Origin of the sequence: Acidipropionibacterium jensenii, from assembly GCF_005890135.1 — a bacterium.
GTDB lineage: Bacteria > Actinomycetota > Actinomycetes > Propionibacteriales > Propionibacteriaceae > Acidipropionibacterium > Acidipropionibacterium jensenii.
Map to the genome: position 1 here is coordinate 1,950,502 of NZ_CP040635.1, position 16,478 is coordinate 1,966,979.

The following is a 16,478-nucleotide window of genomic DNA, read 5'->3' on the forward strand; positions in this document are numbered from 1 at the left end:
CGTCTGGTCGGTGCTCACAGCGGGATGTTCCCGTGCTTCTTGGGAGGCAGTGCCTCGCGCTTGGAGCGCAGCAGCCGCAGCGTGCGGATCACCGTCTCGCGGGTCTCGTGGGGGTGGATCACCTGGTCGATGTAGCCGGACTCGGCGGCCACATAGGGGTTCGACATCGAGGTCTCGTACTCGTCGACCAGTTCCTTGCGCAGCGCCTGGGGATCCTCGGCCCGGGCGAGATCCTTGCGGTGCAGGATGCTCACCGCGCCGTCAGCCCCCATCACCGCGATCTGGGCGGTGGGCCAGGCGAGGTTGACGTCGGCGCCCAGGGTCTTGGACCCCATCACGATGTAGGCGCCGCCGTAGGCCTTGCGGGTGATGACGGTCAGCAGCGGAACGGTGGCCTCGCCGTAGGCGTAGATGAGCTTCGCGCCGTGGCGGATGATCCCGCGGTGCTCCTGCTGGACCCCGGGCAGGAATCCCGGGGTGTCGACGAAGGTCAGCACCGGGATGTTGAAGGAGTCGCAGGTCCGCACGAACCGGGCCGCCTTCTCGGAGGCGTCGATGTCGAGGGTGCCGGCGTTCACCAGGGGCTGATTGGCGACCACCCCGATCGCCCGCCCCTCGATCCGGCCGAATCCGCACAGCACATTCGGGGCGAACAGCTCGTGGACCTCCATGAAGGTGTCCTCGTCGAGGACGGTGTTGATCACCTCATGCATGTCATAGGGCTGGTTGGGGGAGTCCGGGATGAGGGTGTCGAGCTCGCGGTCGTGGTCGGTGATGGTGAGGTCGACCTCACCGTCGTCGTAGACCGGCGGGTCCTCCAGGTTGTTCTGCGGCAGATAGCTGATGAGGTCGCGGACGTACTCCAGGGCGTCGGCCTCGTCGGCCGCCAGGTAGTGGGAGTTTCCCGAGACGGCCGAATGGGTGCGGGCGCCACCGAGCTCCTCCAGGGAGACGTCCTCGCCGGTGACCTCGCTCACCACTGCCGGACCGGTGATGAACATCTGGGAGGTCTGGTCGACCATCACGATGAAATCGGTGAGGGCCGGTGAGTAGACGTGCCCGCCGGCGGCCGCCCCCATGATCACCGAGATCTGGGGGATCACGCCGGAGGCCCGGGTGTTGCGCCGGAAGATCTCCCCGTACATCGCCAGGGAGGAGACCCCCTCCTGGATCCGGGCGCCACCGCCCTCGTTGATGCCGATGAGAGGGCAACCGGTCTTGACGGCGAAGTCGATGATCTTGCAGATCTTCTCGCCGTAGACCTTGCCCAGGGAACCGCCGAAGATGGTGACGTCCTGGCTGAAGACGCAGACCGGCCGGCCGTGGATGGCGCCCACCCCGGTGATGACGCCGTCGGTGTAGGGCCGACGGTTGTCCATGCCGAAGTTGTGCGAGCGATGCCGGGCGAACTCGTCGAGCTCGGAGAAGGAATCCTCGTCCAGCAGTGCCAGCACCCGCTCCCGGGCGGTCATCTTGCCGGCGGCGTGCTGCTTCTCGACGGCTGCGGGGGAGGCCGCGTTGACGGCCTCGTCGATGCGACGACCCAGGTCGGCGATCTTCCCGGCCGTGGTGTGGATGTCGATGTCCATACCGGCGAGACTATCCGGTTGTGGAGCCTGTCGGTGGCACCGGTTGTGTGACGGACATCACATCGGCGCGCCGGTGGGGAGCACGGCAGGCGACGGTGGATCGGGGCCGAGGCGCTCGAGGGGTCCGGACTCGCGGTCACGGCCGCCCGGTGCGGCTAGGCTTGCCAACCGTGCCAGTCACCTCGCCCATCGACGCCGCCAGGATCACCGAGCTCACCGACCGCGACACCCGGTTCACCCGTCCGGGATCCGGCGGTATCACGGTGGTGGCGAACACCGACTCGACCAATGCTCACCTGAGCCGGATGGTGCGCAGCGGACAGACCGGATTCCGGATCCTGGTGGCCGATCACCAGGACGGCGGTCACGGGCGGTTCTCCCGGCCCTGGCAGGCGCCGGCCGGCACCGCTCTGCTGATGTCGGCCCTGGTGCCGGCCTCCCGCGATCCCCAGGACTGGGGGTGGCTGTCGATGGTCGCCGGACTGGCCGTCACCGAGGCCGTCGAGGCGACCACGGGGGCCGGGCGCGACCGCGTCACCCTGAAATGGCCCAATGACATCCTGCTGGACCAGCACCGGGAGCACGGCGGGAAGCTGTGCGGGATCCTGTCGGAGCGGGTCGAGGGCCCCGTCGGCTCCCATGCCGTGATCGGCATCGGGATCAACACATCGATGGACCGCAGCGAACTGCCGGTGCCCACCGCCACCTCCTTGGCGCTGTGCGGGCTGGCCCACGACCGGGAGCGGCTGGCCGCCGCCGTCGTGGAGGCCCTGGACCATCTCATCGGGGTGTGGCTGGCGACCGGAACCGTGCGCGGCATCTATCGCGACCGCTGCGACACCATCGGCAGGCCGGTGCGACTGACCTTCGACCCGGCGAAGGTCGGGGGTGGACCGACCCGCATCGAGGGGGTCGGTGCAGACATCGAGATGGATGGCTCGATCGTGGTCGCCACCGCCGAGGGGCGGTGTGCCTTCTCGGCCGCCGATGTCGAGCACCTCAGGCCGGTGGGGAACCCTAGACTGACCCCATGACCACCCACATCCTCGCCATGGGCGGCGGCGGCTTCTCGATGTCGAACCGCGGCGCCCCGACTGCTCTCGACCGTCACCTGTTGGATCTGTCGGGCAAGTCCTCACCGCTGGTGTGCTTCGCGCCCACGGCGGCGGCCGACGACCCGGCCTACATCAACCGATTCCTGGCGGCCTACTCTGCTCTCGGGGTCCGGACGATGGTGCTCACCCTGTGGCAGGGGGCCGCGGAGTCGGTGGACCGGCTCAGTCAGGCCGATGTGGTGCTCTCGGGTGGCGGGTCGACGGCGAATCTGGTGGCCCTGTGGCGGGCCCACGGGGTCGACCACGTCATCAAGCGAATGGTCGTCCGGGACTCCGATCTGGTGCTGGGCGGGGTGTCGGCCGGGGCCGCCTGCTGGTTCACCGGATCGTTGACAGATGCCTTCGGCGACCTGCGCGCCTGGCGGGGCGGTCTGGGTCTGCTGCCGGGTTCCTTCTGTCCGCACTTCGACGGGGAGCCGGACCGGCCCCCGGCCTACGCCCAGGCGATCGCCTCGGGGGTGCTGCCGGACGGTTACGCGGTCGACGACGGCGCCGCGGTGCACTTCATCGACGGCGAGTTCGCCGGGGCGGTGTGCGAGCGCGAGGGGGCCCAGGTGAGCCGCTTCACCAGCAGCAACTCGCCGACCGCGGCCGGGGTGCTGCGTGACCAGCTGGACGTCACCCTGCTCTGAGTGACCGTCGGTCCGGTGAGCTCCCTGCCGGTTCAGCGGTCGTAGTCCTGCGGGGTGGAGGGCGAGCGTGGGTCGGGCCTGTGGGACGCGAACAGCGCGTCGGCGACCTGGACGTGGACCTGCTCGACATGGGGCACATCGGGCAGGGTGACCGGGTCCTCGGCGGCGGTGGACAGCACCAGGGTGCCGCACCCGAGCATCCGGTCGACCAGTCCCCGCTCGTAGGACACGTCGTTGATCCGGTGCAGAGGGATGTCGTGGCCGCTGCGCTGGAGGATCCCGCGTCGGGTGATGATGCGGCGGTCGGTGACGGTGTAGGTGGTGGTGAGCCAGTTCAGCCACGGGCGCACGGTGCCCAGGACCACCAGCACCACCGCCAGCCCGACCACGGCCCAGGAGCCCCAGGGCGTCCACTGCGACGGCATGAGGCCCAGTCCGAGCCCGGCCGCCGCGACCACGATGATCAGCAGGACGGTCGGGGCGATGAGAGCCTTGACATGGGTGCGCATGTGAAGCAGTACCTGCTCCTGGTCGCTGAGCAGCTTTCGTGACAGAACCATGACTCCAGTGTGGGCCATGACTCCAGTGCGGGCCATCTGCCCAGTGCGTCGCCCGAGGTGATGGGGATCGGACCTCCCAACGCGTGGATCTGCCGGCGCGTGGATCTACCGACGTCTGGTGGCCGGTGTTCACCGGGCCGGGGCACTACCCGCCAGACTCTAGGATGACGAGGGTGAGCGCATCCTCAGACTCTGACCACCACGAGTCCGTGCAGGACTCCTCGATCTCATCCCTGCCCGGCAGCGCACGCAGCAGCCGGCCTGAGGGGCAGTACACGGTCGGCATCATCGGCGGGGGTCAGCTCGCCCGGATGATGCACCAGGCCGCGATCTCCCTGGGGGTCCACACCCGGTTGCTGGCCACCTCCCCCGATGAGTCCGCCGCCCAGGTCATGAGAGACGTCACCATCGGCTCGCACCTGGACCATGACGCGGTGCTGGACTTCGCCAAGGGGTGCGACGTCGTCACCTTCGACCATGAGCACGTCCCGACCGAGTACCTGCGGGAGATGGAGGAGGCGGGGGTCGCGGTCCGGCCCGGCTCCGAGGCGCTGGTGCACGCCCAGGACAAGGCGGTGATGAGGGCACGCGCGGCCGCCGACGGGGCGCCCTGCCCACTCTGGCAGGTGTGCGACACCCCGGCGGACCTGATCGCCTTCGGTGACGCCCACGGATGGCCGGTGATCGCCAAGACCTCCCGCGGCGGGTATGACGGCAAGGGAGTGTGGAAGGTCGAGGGCCCCGAGGAGGTCGACGAGCCCTTCGAGGCGATGGGCGGCCTGGCCGACGGCCAGCAGCCCATCGAGATCCTTGCGGAGGAGTTCGTCGACTTCACCCGCGAGCTGTCGGCGATCGTGGTGCGCTCCCCATCGGGTCAGGGGGTGGCCTACCCGGTCAGCGAGACGGTGCAGCGCGACGGCATCTGCGTGGAGACGACCACCCCGGCACCGCGGATGAGCGACGAGCGGCAGGCCGAGATCCAGCAGATGGCGATGGGGATCGCCGGGCGGCTGGGGGTGGTCGGGGTGCTGGCCGTCGAACTGATGGAGCGGGCCGACGGGTCGGTGGTCATCAATGAGCTCGCGATGCGACCCCACAACACCGGGCACTGGTCCATCCACGGGGCCCGGACCAGCCAGTTCGCCAACCACATCCGGGCGGTCCTGGATCTCCCGCTGGGTGATCCGTCGGTGACCGCACCGGTGGTGGTGATGGAGAATGTCCTGGGGGGTTCGGAGATGGATCTGACCGGTGCTCTTCAGCACTGTTTCGCCCGGGACCGCAGTCTGCACGTCGAGCTGTACGGCAAGCAGGTGCGGCCGGGACGCAAGGTGGGTCACGTGACCTGCCTGGGCACCGACGTCGAGGATGTGCAGCGCCGGGCCCGCCATGCCGCCGGATACCTCATGGGAGATCGCAATGTCTGAGTCGAGAAAGCAGCCCGAGTCCAGGAAGCAGCCCAAGTCCAGGAAGCAGCCCGAGTCCAGGAGGACGCCGCGGCGGACCAAGTCCGAACCGCGCACCAAGGCCCGACGGGTGGCCGAGGAGGAGGTCGTCTCGCCACGGGTGTCCATCGTGATGGGGTCCGACTCCGACTGGCCGACGATGGAACCTGCCGCGGCCGTGCTCAAGGACTTCGGGGTGCTCTTCGAGGCCGATGTGGTGTCGGCCCACCGGATGCCCGAGCAGATGGTGGAGTTCGGGCGGGCCGCCCACGAACGGGGCATCAGGGTGATCATCGCCGGAGCCGGCGGAGCGGCTCACCTGCCGGGGATGCTGGCGGCTCTCACCCCGCTGCCGGTGATCGGCGTCCCCGTGCCGTTGGCCCACCTGGAGGGGATGGACTCCCTCCTGTCGATCGTCCAGATGCCGGGCGGAGTGCCGGTGGCGACGGTGGGAATCGGCAATGCCAGGAACGCCGGCCTGCTGGCGGTGCGGATCCTGGCCGCCGGAGATCCCGCACTCACCGAGAAGATGCTGGCCTTCCAGGAGGATCTGAGGGCCAGCGCGCAGGCCAAGGGGGAGCGGGTCAGGCTGCACGGCCAGAGCTGACCGGGTCTGCACGGTCAGAGCCGACAGGGTCAGTGTCGACCGGGCAAATGCTGACAGTCTCAGTGTCGACCGGTCGGCGCCGGTCGGTCAGGCGTACTGCTCGGCCACCGAGGTGTCTCCACGGGCCAGCGCCTCGAACAGCGCCAGGGCCTTGGGCCTGTCCCACAGCACCGAGGATCCGGCCGCGGTGGTGGCGTCGGTGCTGGCGACCGGCACGGTGATCTTGATCCCGTTGCTGCCGGCGGCCCCCATCAGACCTGTGGCGGTCCTGACGGTGGTCCACAGCGAGGTGTCCGAGCTTCGCCGGAAGGACTCGGCGACCGCCATGTTGACCCGCCAGTAGCGCACCGGGTTGATGGCCGTCCAGGGGCTGATGACCTTCTTGGCGACCGCCGCGGTGATCTGCTGCTGGCGCTTGACCCGGCCGAGATCTCCCAGCGGGTCTGCCTTGCGCATCCGGACATATCCGAGTGCCTCGATGCCGTGGAGGGTCTGGCAGCCGGCCGGCAGGTTCGTGTGGGAGTCCTTGTCGACCATCGGCCGCTGGAGGCACACCCTGACCCCGCCGACCGCGTCGACCATGTCGACGAACCCGGCGAAACCGATCTCCATGTAGCCGTCCATCCGCAGCCCGGTGGCCCCCTCGACGGTCGCCATCAGCAGTTTCGGGCCGCCGATCGAGTAGGCGGCGTTGAGCTTGTTGCGGCCATGGCCCGGGATCGGCACGAAGGAGTCGCGGGGCAGCGAGATGAGCACCGACCTGCCGCGGGGCGGGGTGTAGAGGATGAGCATCGTGTCGGTGCGGGTGCCCACCTCGGTCCCGGTGCCCAGCTTCTTCTGCTCGGAGGAGCTGAGGTTGTCCCGTTGGTCGGTGCCGACCAGCAGGGTCGCGGTGCCGGGCTGGCTGTCCGGGCGATCCCCCTCGGGGGTGGCGTCAACCGTGTTGGACCGGACCAGGGCGATGATCGGAACCACCAGCAGCCAGATGATCCACACCACCAGAAGGTTGCGGAGGATCCGGAGCGGGCGATGTCGTCGACGACCTGCCGCGGCCCGGGGACGAGTTCCACCCGGATCGCGGTGCCGACGCGAGTCTGTGCGGGCACCCCTTCTCGACCGGGACCTTCCGGACGAGGACGGTCGGCTCGACGAGGAGTCGTAGGAGTAGCTGAAGGGGTGCAGCGGATGGCCGCTCGGGTCGACATGATCCTCGCGCTCCCCGTGAGTTCCAGCCGGGCCGGACCGACCCGGTCCGCGGTCCCGCCGCTCACCCGGTGAGGCGCCGCGCGGGGTCCCGCCACGGGCACTGCTGGTGGAGTCATTGCCGTAGAGCCAGTCCACGTCATCCTGGCGGGATTGCTCGTCTCGTCGGTCGGCCATGTGCCCACGGTAGTTCTCCCGGGAGCCGCGGGGTGCGCACCGGCGTCCCGACACCCCGTCCCGACCGGCTCGCGAGGCGGACCCGGGGGCCGAGGCGTGCAGCGCTGGGAGCGAGCGACGGATCGGTGCTGGCACAATGGCCACCATGTCCTCGTCCACATATCCGGCTCCACCGGTCAGCGTCGTCATGCCGGTCAGGGATGAGGAGAAGTACCTCGCCTCCTCGGTCGACGGGATTCTGGCCCAGGGCTATCCCGGTGAGATGGAGGTGATCCTGGTGGTGGCGCCGGGTCACGACGCCAGTCAGCAGATCGCCGAGGATCTGGCCGCCCGCGACCCCCGCGTGCGGGTGGTTCCGAACCCGTGGGCGACGACTCCCCGGGCCCTCAACATCGGGGTGGCCGCCGCCCGGCACGACATCATCGTGCGGGTCGACGCCCACGGCGAGCTGGCACCGGAGTACATCGCCACCGCCGTCGAGCTGCTGGAGCGCACCGGCGCCGCCAATGTCGGTGGCGTGATGGATGCCCGCGGCCGCACCGCCTTCGAGCAGGCCGTCGCGGTGGCCTACACCTCCAGACTGGGCCTGGGATCCTCCTCCTTCCACCTTGGCGACTCCCCGGAGGGACCGGCCGACACCGTCTTCCTCGGGGTGTTCCGCAAGTCCGATCTGCTCGCCGTCGACGGCTTCGACGTCACCTTCGACCGCGCCCAGGACTGGGAGCTCAACTATCGGTTGCGTCAGGCGGGCCGTCAGGTCTGGTTCAGCCCGCGCCTCAGGGTCACCTACCGGCCGCGGTCGACGGTCGGGGCGCTGGCCCGCCAGTTCTTCCGCACCGGGCAGTGGCGCCGCGAGGTGATGCGCCGGCACCGCGACTCGGTGAGCCTGCGGTACCTGGCGGCCCCGCTGACGGTGTCGGCCTCGGTGATCGGTGCCGCCCTGGGGATCGCTGGTGCGGTGCGCGCACTTGCCGGGATCCTCCCCGGCGCGGACTCCCGCAGACCGGGCGGCCAGTGGATGCTTGCGGGCTGGGGGCTGCCGCTGGGCTATGCGGCGGCGATCACTGTCGGCAGCGTGGCGATGCGACGCCCGATGCCCCGTCAGGTGCGCCGGCGGCTGCCCCTGGTGCTCGCGGTGATGCACTTCAGCTGGGGTGCCGGGTTCCTGGTCGGGCTGCCGCGCCGACACCGTGACACCGGCGACGCCGGGCAGCCTCCCCTCATCGAGTGAGCCCGTCCCGGCTGGCCCTCTCCTGACGGGCGATCTGCTCGATCGTGGTGCCCGACCCGGTCGACTCCACCAGCACCAGCGACCCACCGCCCCGGAGACACCCGGCCAGCAGCACGGCGAGGTGGGCCGGGGTCGCTCCCGGATCGCCGGTGGCCACCAGCAGCGGACCGGCGACCGGCGGCACGCCTGCCAGGCTCCGACCATTCATCGGGTCGACGTCGGCCAGCCAGGTCTGCGCCAGCGGGGCGGGTGTGGCACCGGGCATCTCATCGGGCATCGCCAGGGCCTCGCAGTAGTCGATCGCCCCGGGCACCGGATCCTGGCACGGTCCGGCGAGCGGCTCCAGCGAGCACTGGACCAGCGGCACTCGTGGGTCGCAGCCGGTGGCATCGGGGCCGGCCACCGCCAGGGCCGCCCTCGACGAGTCGGTCGGCAGCACGCTGGGGGTGGCCCCCGACCACCAGGTGGCCAGCAGCCAGCAGCAGCTCACCCAGTGCAGCGGGTGCGAGGAGAGGACCTGCAGGTGGACCAGGTCTCCCCGGCCCACCCCCTCCTCTGACATCAGATGAACGGTCTTGGCGACCCAGGTGCCGACGGTGCGGGTGGACAGCTCCACCCGGTCCGGCCCCCGGTACCAGGTCACCAGGGGCCCGGCTCCCGACTCACCGATCCGTTGGGCGAGGGTGGACACCGGGTCGCCGGCGGCGGGACGAGGGCCCGGGGTGGAGGAGGGGGTGCGGGAGAGCTGAACCATGCTGGCATTGTGCCGCGGACGCGTGCCCGCGGTCTCGTCGTGGCCTCTCGCAGCGCGTGCCAAGGGCGATGTGTGGGGGGTGGCGGGCGGGATCGTCTCGTGATCTCGTCTCGTCCCTCGGAGAGCAGTCCCGGAGCCGTCCGCCCCGCTAGGCTGAGGCCATGCGTCACGTCCTCATCATCGCCGGGGGCTCGGGCACTCGCCTGTGGCCCCTGTCGCACCAGGGTGAACCCAAACAGCTTCTGGAACTCATCGACGGACTCAGCCTGTTGCGGATGTCCTACGAACGGGTGCGCGGTCTGGTCCCCGACGAGAACATCGTGGTCTGCACCGGTGCGGACTACGCCGATGTGGTGGCGACCCAGCTGCCCGAGCTCCCCGCGGAGAACATCCTCGGCGAACCGGTCGGTCGTGACTCCCTGGCCGCTGTCGCCTGGCCCGCCGGGATCATCGCCGCCAGGGATCCGCAGGCCACTCTGGCCACCGTCACCGCCGACCACATCATCCGGCCGGTGCCCGACTTCCGCGCCGCCCTCGACGGGGCCTTCCGGATCGCCGAGGGCGATGCGCGCGCCCTGGTGACCTTCGGCGTGGTGCCCACCGAGGCCAACACCGGTTTCGGCTACCTGAGGCGTGGCCAGCAGATCGCCGACGACCCGCCGGCCTGCGAGGTCGTCGAGTTCACCGAGAAGCCCGACGCCGAGACCGCCCGCCGGTACCTGGACTCGGGGAACTACTGGTGGAACTCCGGAATGTTCGTCTGGCGCGCCCAGACCCTGCTGGACGTCCTCGGCCAGCTCCGTCCGGCGGTCCGTTCCGGAGTCGACCAGCTGGTCGCCGAACCCTCCAGACTCGCGCAGATCTACCCCAGGCTGGAGAAGATCTCGGTGGACTTCTCGGTGATGGAGCCGGTCTCGCGAGGCGAGGCGGACGCCCACGTGGTGGCGGTGCCGCTGGACGTCCAGTGGTACGACGTGGGCTCCTACCAGAGCCTGGCCCCGCACCTTCCCCCCGATCAGGAGGGCAACCGGCACACCGGGATGACCATCTGCCTGGACTCCGACGGCAATCTGCTGATGAATCAGCGTCCGGACTCCGTGCTGGCAGTTGCCGGACTTCACCGGATGGCGGTGATCGCCACCGATCGGGCCACCCTGGTGGTGCCCCTGGCCGACTCGCAGAAGGTCAAGGAGCTGGTCGCCAAGGTGGCCGCCGAACAGGGTGGCGAGTTCGCGTGAGCTCGCAGTCGGGCGATCCCGGAGCCCATCCGGAGAGCACCTTCAGGAGTGTCCTGGAGTTCGGCAGGAGGGCTCGCGAGCCCTTCGCCTGGGCGATGGTGGCGGTCTGCGCGGTGTCCGTCCTGATCTTCGTCGTCGAGTTCCTCTGGTCGGTGCTGCACGAGCACGGCGGCCTGTTCGAGACCTCCCGGCGACTGTCCGGGAACTCGCTGGGGATCGGCTCGATGGCCCTGGCAGTGGCGGCAGTGGTCGCCTGTCGGCTGGTGAATCCCGCCACCCGGCACTGTCGTCAGGTGTGTCTCGCGGTCGGGGCGGTGGTCGCGGTCTCCGGTTCTGCCGATCTTGTGCTGGCGGTGCTGTCCCTGATCGGTGCTCCGGGCGGGGTGATCGGGATCATCCTGGGCCTGGTCGGTGACCTTCTCGTCGTGGTGGTCAAGGCGGCCGTTGCGGTCGTCCTGCTGATGATGTCGCGCCGCCATGACGAGGACCGGTCCGTGCTGGGCTCGCCGGCCCCCGACGAGGGGCGGGGTCGGCCCGACGGGGTGGGTCAGGATAAATGACGACAACGGGTCGCGTCACGAACGACACCCGTGTAACTTATGGATTGCGCAGGCCGGAGCTGTCGCGGTGGAACTGCCGAGATGACCGACCAGGTGTGTGAAACCACTTGCCACCAGAGCCCGAGGAGTTCGTATGGGGGAGCTTTTTCCGCCGTTGTCCGGAGTTGGCGACGGGACCGAGTCGTGGCAGGAACGCGGGCTGTGCGCCCAGACCGATCCGGAGGCCTTCTTCCCCGAGAAGGGTGGATCGACCCGCGAGGCCAAGCGGATCTGCGAGCACTGCGAGGTGCAGGCCGAGTGCCTGGAATACGCTCTGCGCAATGACGAGCGGTTCGGCATCTGGGGCGGTCTGTCCGAGATGGAGAGGCGCCGGATCAAGCGCAGTGCGTGACGATCCGTCATGACCGTAAACCGCGTCGAGAGCCCCAGGTACACGATCGCCGACTAGACTCCCCACTCAATGTCCGGGGACCGGATGCCGCCGTCAGTCCGCACCGCGGACATCGAAGGGCAAGGATGGGTTGTCATCGTGAGTGAACAGACCGGAGAGACCGCGGGCACCACCCCGGTGCCGGCCGGGGGCGAGCCGCCCCGCACCGACGAGGGATTGACCGACTGGACCATCCCAGTCGTCCCCTCGGTGCCAGTGCTCGAGGAGGACTGGGAGTGGGCCCACCGGCCCGCCCCGAAGCCGCCCACCGACATCTCGCCCGACCAGGTCGCCGCGATCCTTCTGGTCCATCAGGCCGAGGAGTGGCTGCCCGCCACGCTCAGTGGTCTTGCTGCTCTTCAGGACCGACCCGGAGTCACCGTCGCGGTGGACATGGGTTCGGTCGACGGGTCGGCCGCACTGCTGGCTGCCGCCCAGCACGACGGGTTCCTCGAGGAGGTGCTCGAGGCTCCGGCGACCGAGCCCCCGGGACAGGCGGTGTCCCGGGCGGTGGCCTCACTTCCCGACGACATCACCCATCTGTGGATCCTGCACGACGACCTGATGGTGAGCCCCGAGAGCCTGCACCAGATGCTGGTGGAGGTCTCCCGCCCACCGCAGGCCGACGTCTGCTACCCGACCCTGCTGCGCCCGGCCCGACGGAACTATCCCGACGTCATCGATGAGCAGGGCCAGACCCTCACCTCGACCGGGTCGCGGGTGCTGCCCGTCATCGACAAGGGAGACATCAACCAGCACCAGTCCGATCCGGTGACGGTGCTCGGCGGATCGACTGCCGGCATGTTCCTGTCCGTGGCGGCCTGGCGACGGGTCGGCGGGTTCGATCCGGCGCTGCCCCTGTTCCGTGACGGGGTCGATCTGGGCTGGCGGGCCAACGAGGCGGGACTGGTGGTGCGCACCGCACCCAGCTGCGCCCTGCACCACCGCCAGGCAGGTCGCGGCTGGGAGCGCGACTCGACCCTGGCCCGCCGTCCCGATCTCACCGACCTGCTGGCCGGGATGAGGATGGTCACCGCTCGCTCCGCCCACCCGGGCAGGACCGCCCTGGCGCTGTTCCTGGAGTGCATCGGCCGGGCTCTCATCCTGCTTCTGGGCAAGGCCCCGGGCCGTGCTCTCGACGAGTTGAGGGCCGGGTTCAGGCTGTGGCGCACAGGCGCCGAGAATCGCGAGATGGCCGAGCGGGTGCGCGCCTTCCGGCAGACCTGCGACCCCGACCAGATCTCCAGCACCAGGCGGCTGCTGCCCACCCGGCGCAGGGTCTGGGCCCGGATCGCCGACCAGTTCGCCGGCAACGTGAGCGACCGGCTGCACCCCGACCGGGACGCCGATCTGGGCACCTCGATCGATGAGCTCACCGGCGACGAGTCGGAGGCCCGCGAGCACCACACCGTGATCAATCCCTACGGCACCATGCTTGTCGGCATGCTGCTGGTCGGGCTGGTGGCGGGACGGGGCCTGTTCGGTTCCGGCGATGTCGTCTCCAGCTGGCTGGGGCCGGCCCCCGACGGGCTGCGCGGTGCCTGGGCGGCATGGCTGGGTGCCACTCCTGGGGAGCCCGGCGGCAACGCCGTCTGGCTGAGCATCTCCGCTCTGGGGTCGACGATCGCCTTCGGACAGCCCGAGATCTTCGCGCGGGCCGCACTCATCCTGAGTCCCCTGCTGGCCGCGATGTCGGCCCACCGGGTGAACCGGCGGATCATGGGTCTCGGCGTCCCGGCCGTCCTGCTGTCGGTCACCTGGGCGATGCTGCCGGTGCTCACCGGCAGCATCGCGCGCGGGTCGATCACCGGTCTGGCGATGGGTGTGGTGATCCCGCAGCTCGCCCTGCACATGTGGCGGCTGCTGTCCCCGGAGACGATCGATCTCGAAGACCTGTGGGGGGCCGGCGGACACAGTCCGGATCCCTGGCGCACCGCCGGGGCACTGGCCTTCTGGACCGCTGTGGCGGCCTCCTTCACCCCGTCGATCTGGGCGCTGGCGGTCGTCGGCCTGGTGGGGGCGTGTTGTCGCGACCGGAGGCTGTGGCGCCCGGCCCTGCTGGCGGCGCTGGGGCCGGTCGTGGTCCTCGGTCCGTGGCTGGTGCGGGTCTGGAGTTCACCGACCCGGCTGCTCACCGGCGCCGACCCGCTGCTCACCGGCGTCGGAAGCACCACGGGCGGACTCCTGGTCCTGGTGGGAGGAGGCGTCAGTGACGGCGCGGCCCCCCTGTGGCTGCTGCTGGTGGGCACCCTCCCGCTGTGGCTCGCGGTGCTGTGGGCGCTCACCTGGCTGTTCCGCCACCCGCCCAGAGGAGGCGCCCCGCACCGCAGCAGGGTGCTGGTTGTCGCGGTGGCGATCGCCGGCCTGGTGTGCTTCCTGGTCGCCGGGACCAGTGCCCGCCGGCTCGTGCGACTGTGGGGGAGCCAGGTCCATCCCGACGTCGAGAGCTGGCAGCTGCTGGGTCTGGGATGCCTGATGGTTCTCATCGCGATGGCCTGGCAGGGGGCGGTCGTCAAGGCCCAGGCCGAGCAGACCGACGATGAACTGGGGGACTCGCCCAGCCTCGGCCAGCTCATGGCGCGATGGAGCCGGAAGATACTGCCCGTTGTGCTCATCGTCGGCATGGTCGGCAATGTGGCCTGGTGGATCATCGCCGGCGCCGGACAGCCCCTGCACCGTGTCTCGACGAAACTGCCGGCCTATGTCACCGCGGTGGAGGACTCCCCGCGGCGCACCCGGACCCTGATGATCCTGGTCCAGGATGGCCGGACCACCTGGAACCTGGTCGACTCGCGCAGCCCCCGGTGGGGATCCGGGGAGCATGCCGCGATCTCGACCGATCCCGCCATCCGGGGGGCCGCCACCCAGCTCGCCCAGTCGATCTCGGCGGGCGATGTCAGTGAGGACCTGGCGAGCCAGCTCACCGCCCTGGGAATCGGGCATGTCTGGATGCGGGGAGCCGGTGACGACGTCGTCTCCCAGGTGAGCAATGCCTCCGGACTCACCTCCGCCACCGCCGACTCCACCAGTACCGTGTGGTCCGTCAACGGGAGTCCGTCGAGAGCACGGCTGGTCACCGGCCGGACCCTCAGCCCGGTCGCCGAGACCGTGCCGGCCGGCGGTTCGGGGCGGTCCGTGGTGATCCTCGAACCACGGGACGACCGGTGGCAGGTGAGAGTCGGCGGCACCCTGCTCCAGCAGTCCGGACGGCCCTCCGGCGGATATGGCCAGAGCTACGCGCTGGGCGGGGCGGCCGGTCAGCTCGACTGGCGGATGCCCACCCAGGGCTGGGCCGCCGCCATCGAGATGGGTGCGGTCCTGATCCTGCTCATCATCGCCGGACCGAATGCCTCGCGCCGGGCCCCGGCGCCGCGCCGATCCCTGGAGGTGGACTGATGGAGCCGCGTAGAGCACGCCGCGCCGACGACGACCCGCAGAACTCCCAGGAGGTCGACCAGGACGGCACTGACGCCCGCAGGGCCGTCCCCCGTCACGGAGACCGGGCCGAGGGCGCGGCCCCGGCGGCGGATCATCAGGATCGTGCCGCGCAGACGCTGGGGGATTCCTCGGCGGGTCACCGTCAGCACTCGCGGCGCACCGCCGTGAGGGGCGGGATCATCTGCGCGGTGGGATTCGCCGCGCTGGCCCTGGTCGTGGGGACAGGAGTCTCCCTCATCCCGGCCCAGCAGCTCGACCGGGGTCGGGCCACCACCGTGATGCCCGGACAGACCCTGGTCTGTCCCCCCTCCCAGCAGACCGCCCAGATGGCGGTGGGATCCACCAGCGCGCAGTTGCACGTCTCCGATCTCGGCGGCGCCCCCCAGCAGGTCCGGGTGCCGATGTCCGGGGCGATCGGCACCGGCGCCCGGCTGGTGCGATCGGTGAGCGGCCAGGGACGTCCCACCGCCACCACGATGAGTCTGGTGGGGTCGGGGGCGGGCGCCACCAGCGCCTGGACCAGTTGCGTCACCGCCTCCACCGGCGGCACCGTGATCGTCGCCGACCCGAGCATCTCCGACCTCATGGTGACCAACTCCGAGTCCGAGGACACCACTGTCGACGTCTCCCTGAGTGGGGCCAAGGGGGCCATCGACGCCACCGGGTCCCGTGGGATCAGCATCGCCGCCGGCGCCAGCAAGGTGCTGCCGCTGTCGGTGTGGGCCCCCGGCAACTCGCCGGTCTCCGCGACCGTGACCAGCGACACCGGCCGGATCGTCGCGGTTGCCAGAAGCCGTGGGGCCGTCGGTGCGGAGACCGTCGCGATGAGTTCGCCCGCACAGAACCTGTCCATCCCCGCGGTGCCCGCGGGCGCCACCGCCTCCGAGCTCCTGGTGTCCAACCCGGGATCTGGCAGAGCCACCGTGAAGGTCAGTGCGCTGGCCGCCGGCGGGTCCTTCACACCCGAGGGGGCCGATGACATCGAGGTCGAGCCGAACAGCACGATCGCGGTGGACCTCAGCAAGGCGCTGGCCGGTGAGGCCGTCGGTCTGTCGGTGAGCGCCAGCACCCCGGTGAGCGCCCAGCTGATGGCGACCCGGGGCAAGGATGTCGCGATGGCGACGCCGGCTGCGGCCGCGACCAGCCTGCAGACCGCTGCTCCACGCGGGGGGACCGTCTCCCTGTCGAACCCCACCGACCAGGTCACCCGGATCAGCGGCAGCTACCGGACGGTCAAGGGCCAGACGGTGAGGTTCAGCGCATCCCTGGCCGCCGGCACCACCTGGACGCGCGGACTGGGCACGGATGCGGGCCATCTGCTCGTGAACGCCGACCACGCCGTCATCGGAGGGGTCTGGTACTCCGCCACCGGACTGTCATCGGTGCCGCTGTCGGTGGTGAGCGGGAACACCCGGGCCACCCGGATCTCGGTCGACGCCCAACTGTCCTGACCGGCCTCCGGACCGCGGTGCCGGTCACCGCGCGGCCGGCCGCGCGGT

14 protein-coding genes are annotated in these 16,478 nt (G+C 70.3%); 10 read left to right on the forward strand and 4 right to left on the reverse strand.

Going from position 1 to position 16,478, the window contains the following annotated elements; genetic code table 11:
• Positions 1-14 precede the first annotated feature (14 nt).
• On the reverse strand, positions 15-1,589 hold the full coding sequence (locus tag FEZ32_RS08635) for an acyl-CoA carboxylase subunit beta (RefSeq protein WP_028702901.1): 1,575 nt from the start codon (positions 1,587-1,589) through the stop codon (positions 15-17).
• 296 nt (positions 1,590-1,885) lie between these two features.
• On the opposite strand from FEZ32_RS08635, the gene FEZ32_RS08640 reads away from it, so the two are divergent.
• On the forward strand, positions 1,886-2,623 hold the full coding sequence (locus FEZ32_RS08640; RefSeq protein ID WP_244937974.1) for a biotin--[acetyl-CoA-carboxylase] ligase: 738 nt from the start codon (positions 1,886-1,888) through the stop codon (positions 2,621-2,623).
• Positions 2,620-3,336: a Type 1 glutamine amidotransferase-like domain-containing protein gene (locus FEZ32_RS08645; RefSeq protein ID WP_028702903.1), complete on the forward strand. Its 717-nt coding sequence runs from the start codon at positions 2,620-2,622 to the stop codon at positions 3,334-3,336. The genes FEZ32_RS08640 and FEZ32_RS08645 overlap by 4 nt, the downstream gene beginning before the upstream one ends.
• 32 nt (positions 3,337-3,368) lie before the next feature.
• On the opposite strand, the gene FEZ32_RS08650 is transcribed toward FEZ32_RS08645, so the two are convergent.
• Positions 3,369-3,896: a PH domain-containing protein gene (locus tag FEZ32_RS08650; RefSeq protein ID WP_028702904.1), complete on the reverse strand. Its 528-nt coding sequence runs from the start codon at positions 3,894-3,896 to the stop codon at positions 3,369-3,371.
• 311 nt (positions 3,897-4,207) lie between these two features.
• Here FEZ32_RS08650 and FEZ32_RS08655 point away from each other — a divergent pair, with 311 nt between their 5' ends.
• Both FEZ32_RS08655 and purE read left to right on the forward strand, forming a co-directional pair.
• Entirely contained in the window at positions 4,208-5,323 is a 1,116-nt protein-coding gene (locus FEZ32_RS08655) for a 5-(carboxyamino)imidazole ribonucleotide synthase (RefSeq protein WP_244937975.1), read from the forward strand.
• Positions 5,316-5,948 carry a 5-(carboxyamino)imidazole ribonucleotide mutase gene (purE, locus tag FEZ32_RS08660; RefSeq protein ID WP_138680416.1) on the forward strand — a complete coding sequence of 211 codons (633 nt, stop codon included), beginning with the start codon at positions 5,316-5,318 and terminating at the stop codon, positions 5,946-5,948. Before FEZ32_RS08655 ends, purE begins: the two co-directional genes overlap by 8 nt.
• An 87-nt stretch (positions 5,949-6,035) precedes the next feature.
• On the opposite strand, the gene FEZ32_RS08665 is transcribed toward purE, so the two are convergent.
• Positions 6,036-7,328, reverse strand: a complete 1,293-nt coding sequence (locus FEZ32_RS08665) for an LCP family protein (RefSeq protein ID WP_084149318.1) — start codon at positions 7,326-7,328, stop codon at positions 6,036-6,038.
• A 145-nt stretch (positions 7,329-7,473) separates the two neighbouring features.
• On the opposite strand from FEZ32_RS08665, the gene FEZ32_RS08670 reads away from it, so the two are divergent.
• The gene (locus tag FEZ32_RS08670; protein WP_036981403.1) at positions 7,474-8,559 is read left to right on the forward strand and encodes a glycosyltransferase family 2 protein; all 1,086 of its coding nucleotides are present in this window, start codon (positions 7,474-7,476) and stop codon (positions 8,557-8,559) included.
• Here FEZ32_RS08670 and FEZ32_RS13550 read toward each other — a convergent pair.
• Positions 8,549-9,313: a TIGR03089 family protein gene (locus FEZ32_RS13550; RefSeq protein ID WP_036981317.1), complete on the reverse strand. Its 765-nt coding sequence runs from the start codon at positions 9,311-9,313 to the stop codon at positions 8,549-8,551. The genes FEZ32_RS08670 and FEZ32_RS13550 overlap by 11 nt on opposite strands.
• Before the next feature lie 161 nt (positions 9,314-9,474).
• Between FEZ32_RS13550 and FEZ32_RS08680 the strand changes: the two genes are divergently transcribed.
• The 5 genes from FEZ32_RS08680 (at position 9,475) to FEZ32_RS08700 (ending at position 16,430) form a co-directional block, all read left to right on the forward strand.
• Positions 9,475-10,551 (forward strand): mannose-1-phosphate guanylyltransferase, encoded by a 1,077-nt coding sequence (locus tag FEZ32_RS08680; protein WP_028702908.1) that lies wholly within the window; start codon positions 9,475-9,477, stop codon positions 10,549-10,551.
• A complete protein-coding gene (locus tag FEZ32_RS08685; RefSeq protein ID WP_138680417.1) occupies positions 10,548-11,111 on the forward strand; it encodes a hypothetical protein in 564 nt (187 codons plus the stop codon). Before FEZ32_RS08680 ends, FEZ32_RS08685 begins: the two co-directional genes overlap by 4 nt.
• Positions 11,112-11,244: 133 nt before the next feature.
• The gene (locus FEZ32_RS08690; protein ID WP_028702909.1) at positions 11,245-11,502 is read left to right on the forward strand and encodes a WhiB family transcriptional regulator; all 258 of its coding nucleotides are present in this window, start codon (positions 11,245-11,247) and stop codon (positions 11,500-11,502) included.
• A gap of 138 nt (positions 11,503-11,640) precedes the next feature.
• On the forward strand, positions 11,641-14,937 hold the full coding sequence (locus FEZ32_RS08695) for a glycosyltransferase family 2 protein (RefSeq protein ID WP_138680418.1): 3,297 nt from the start codon (positions 11,641-11,643) through the stop codon (positions 14,935-14,937).
• On the forward strand, positions 14,937-16,430 hold the full coding sequence (locus tag FEZ32_RS08700; protein ID WP_051238244.1) for a DUF5719 family protein: 1,494 nt from the start codon (positions 14,937-14,939) through the stop codon (positions 16,428-16,430). Before FEZ32_RS08695 ends, FEZ32_RS08700 begins: the two co-directional genes overlap by 1 nt.
• Positions 16,431-16,478 lie beyond the last annotated feature (48 nt).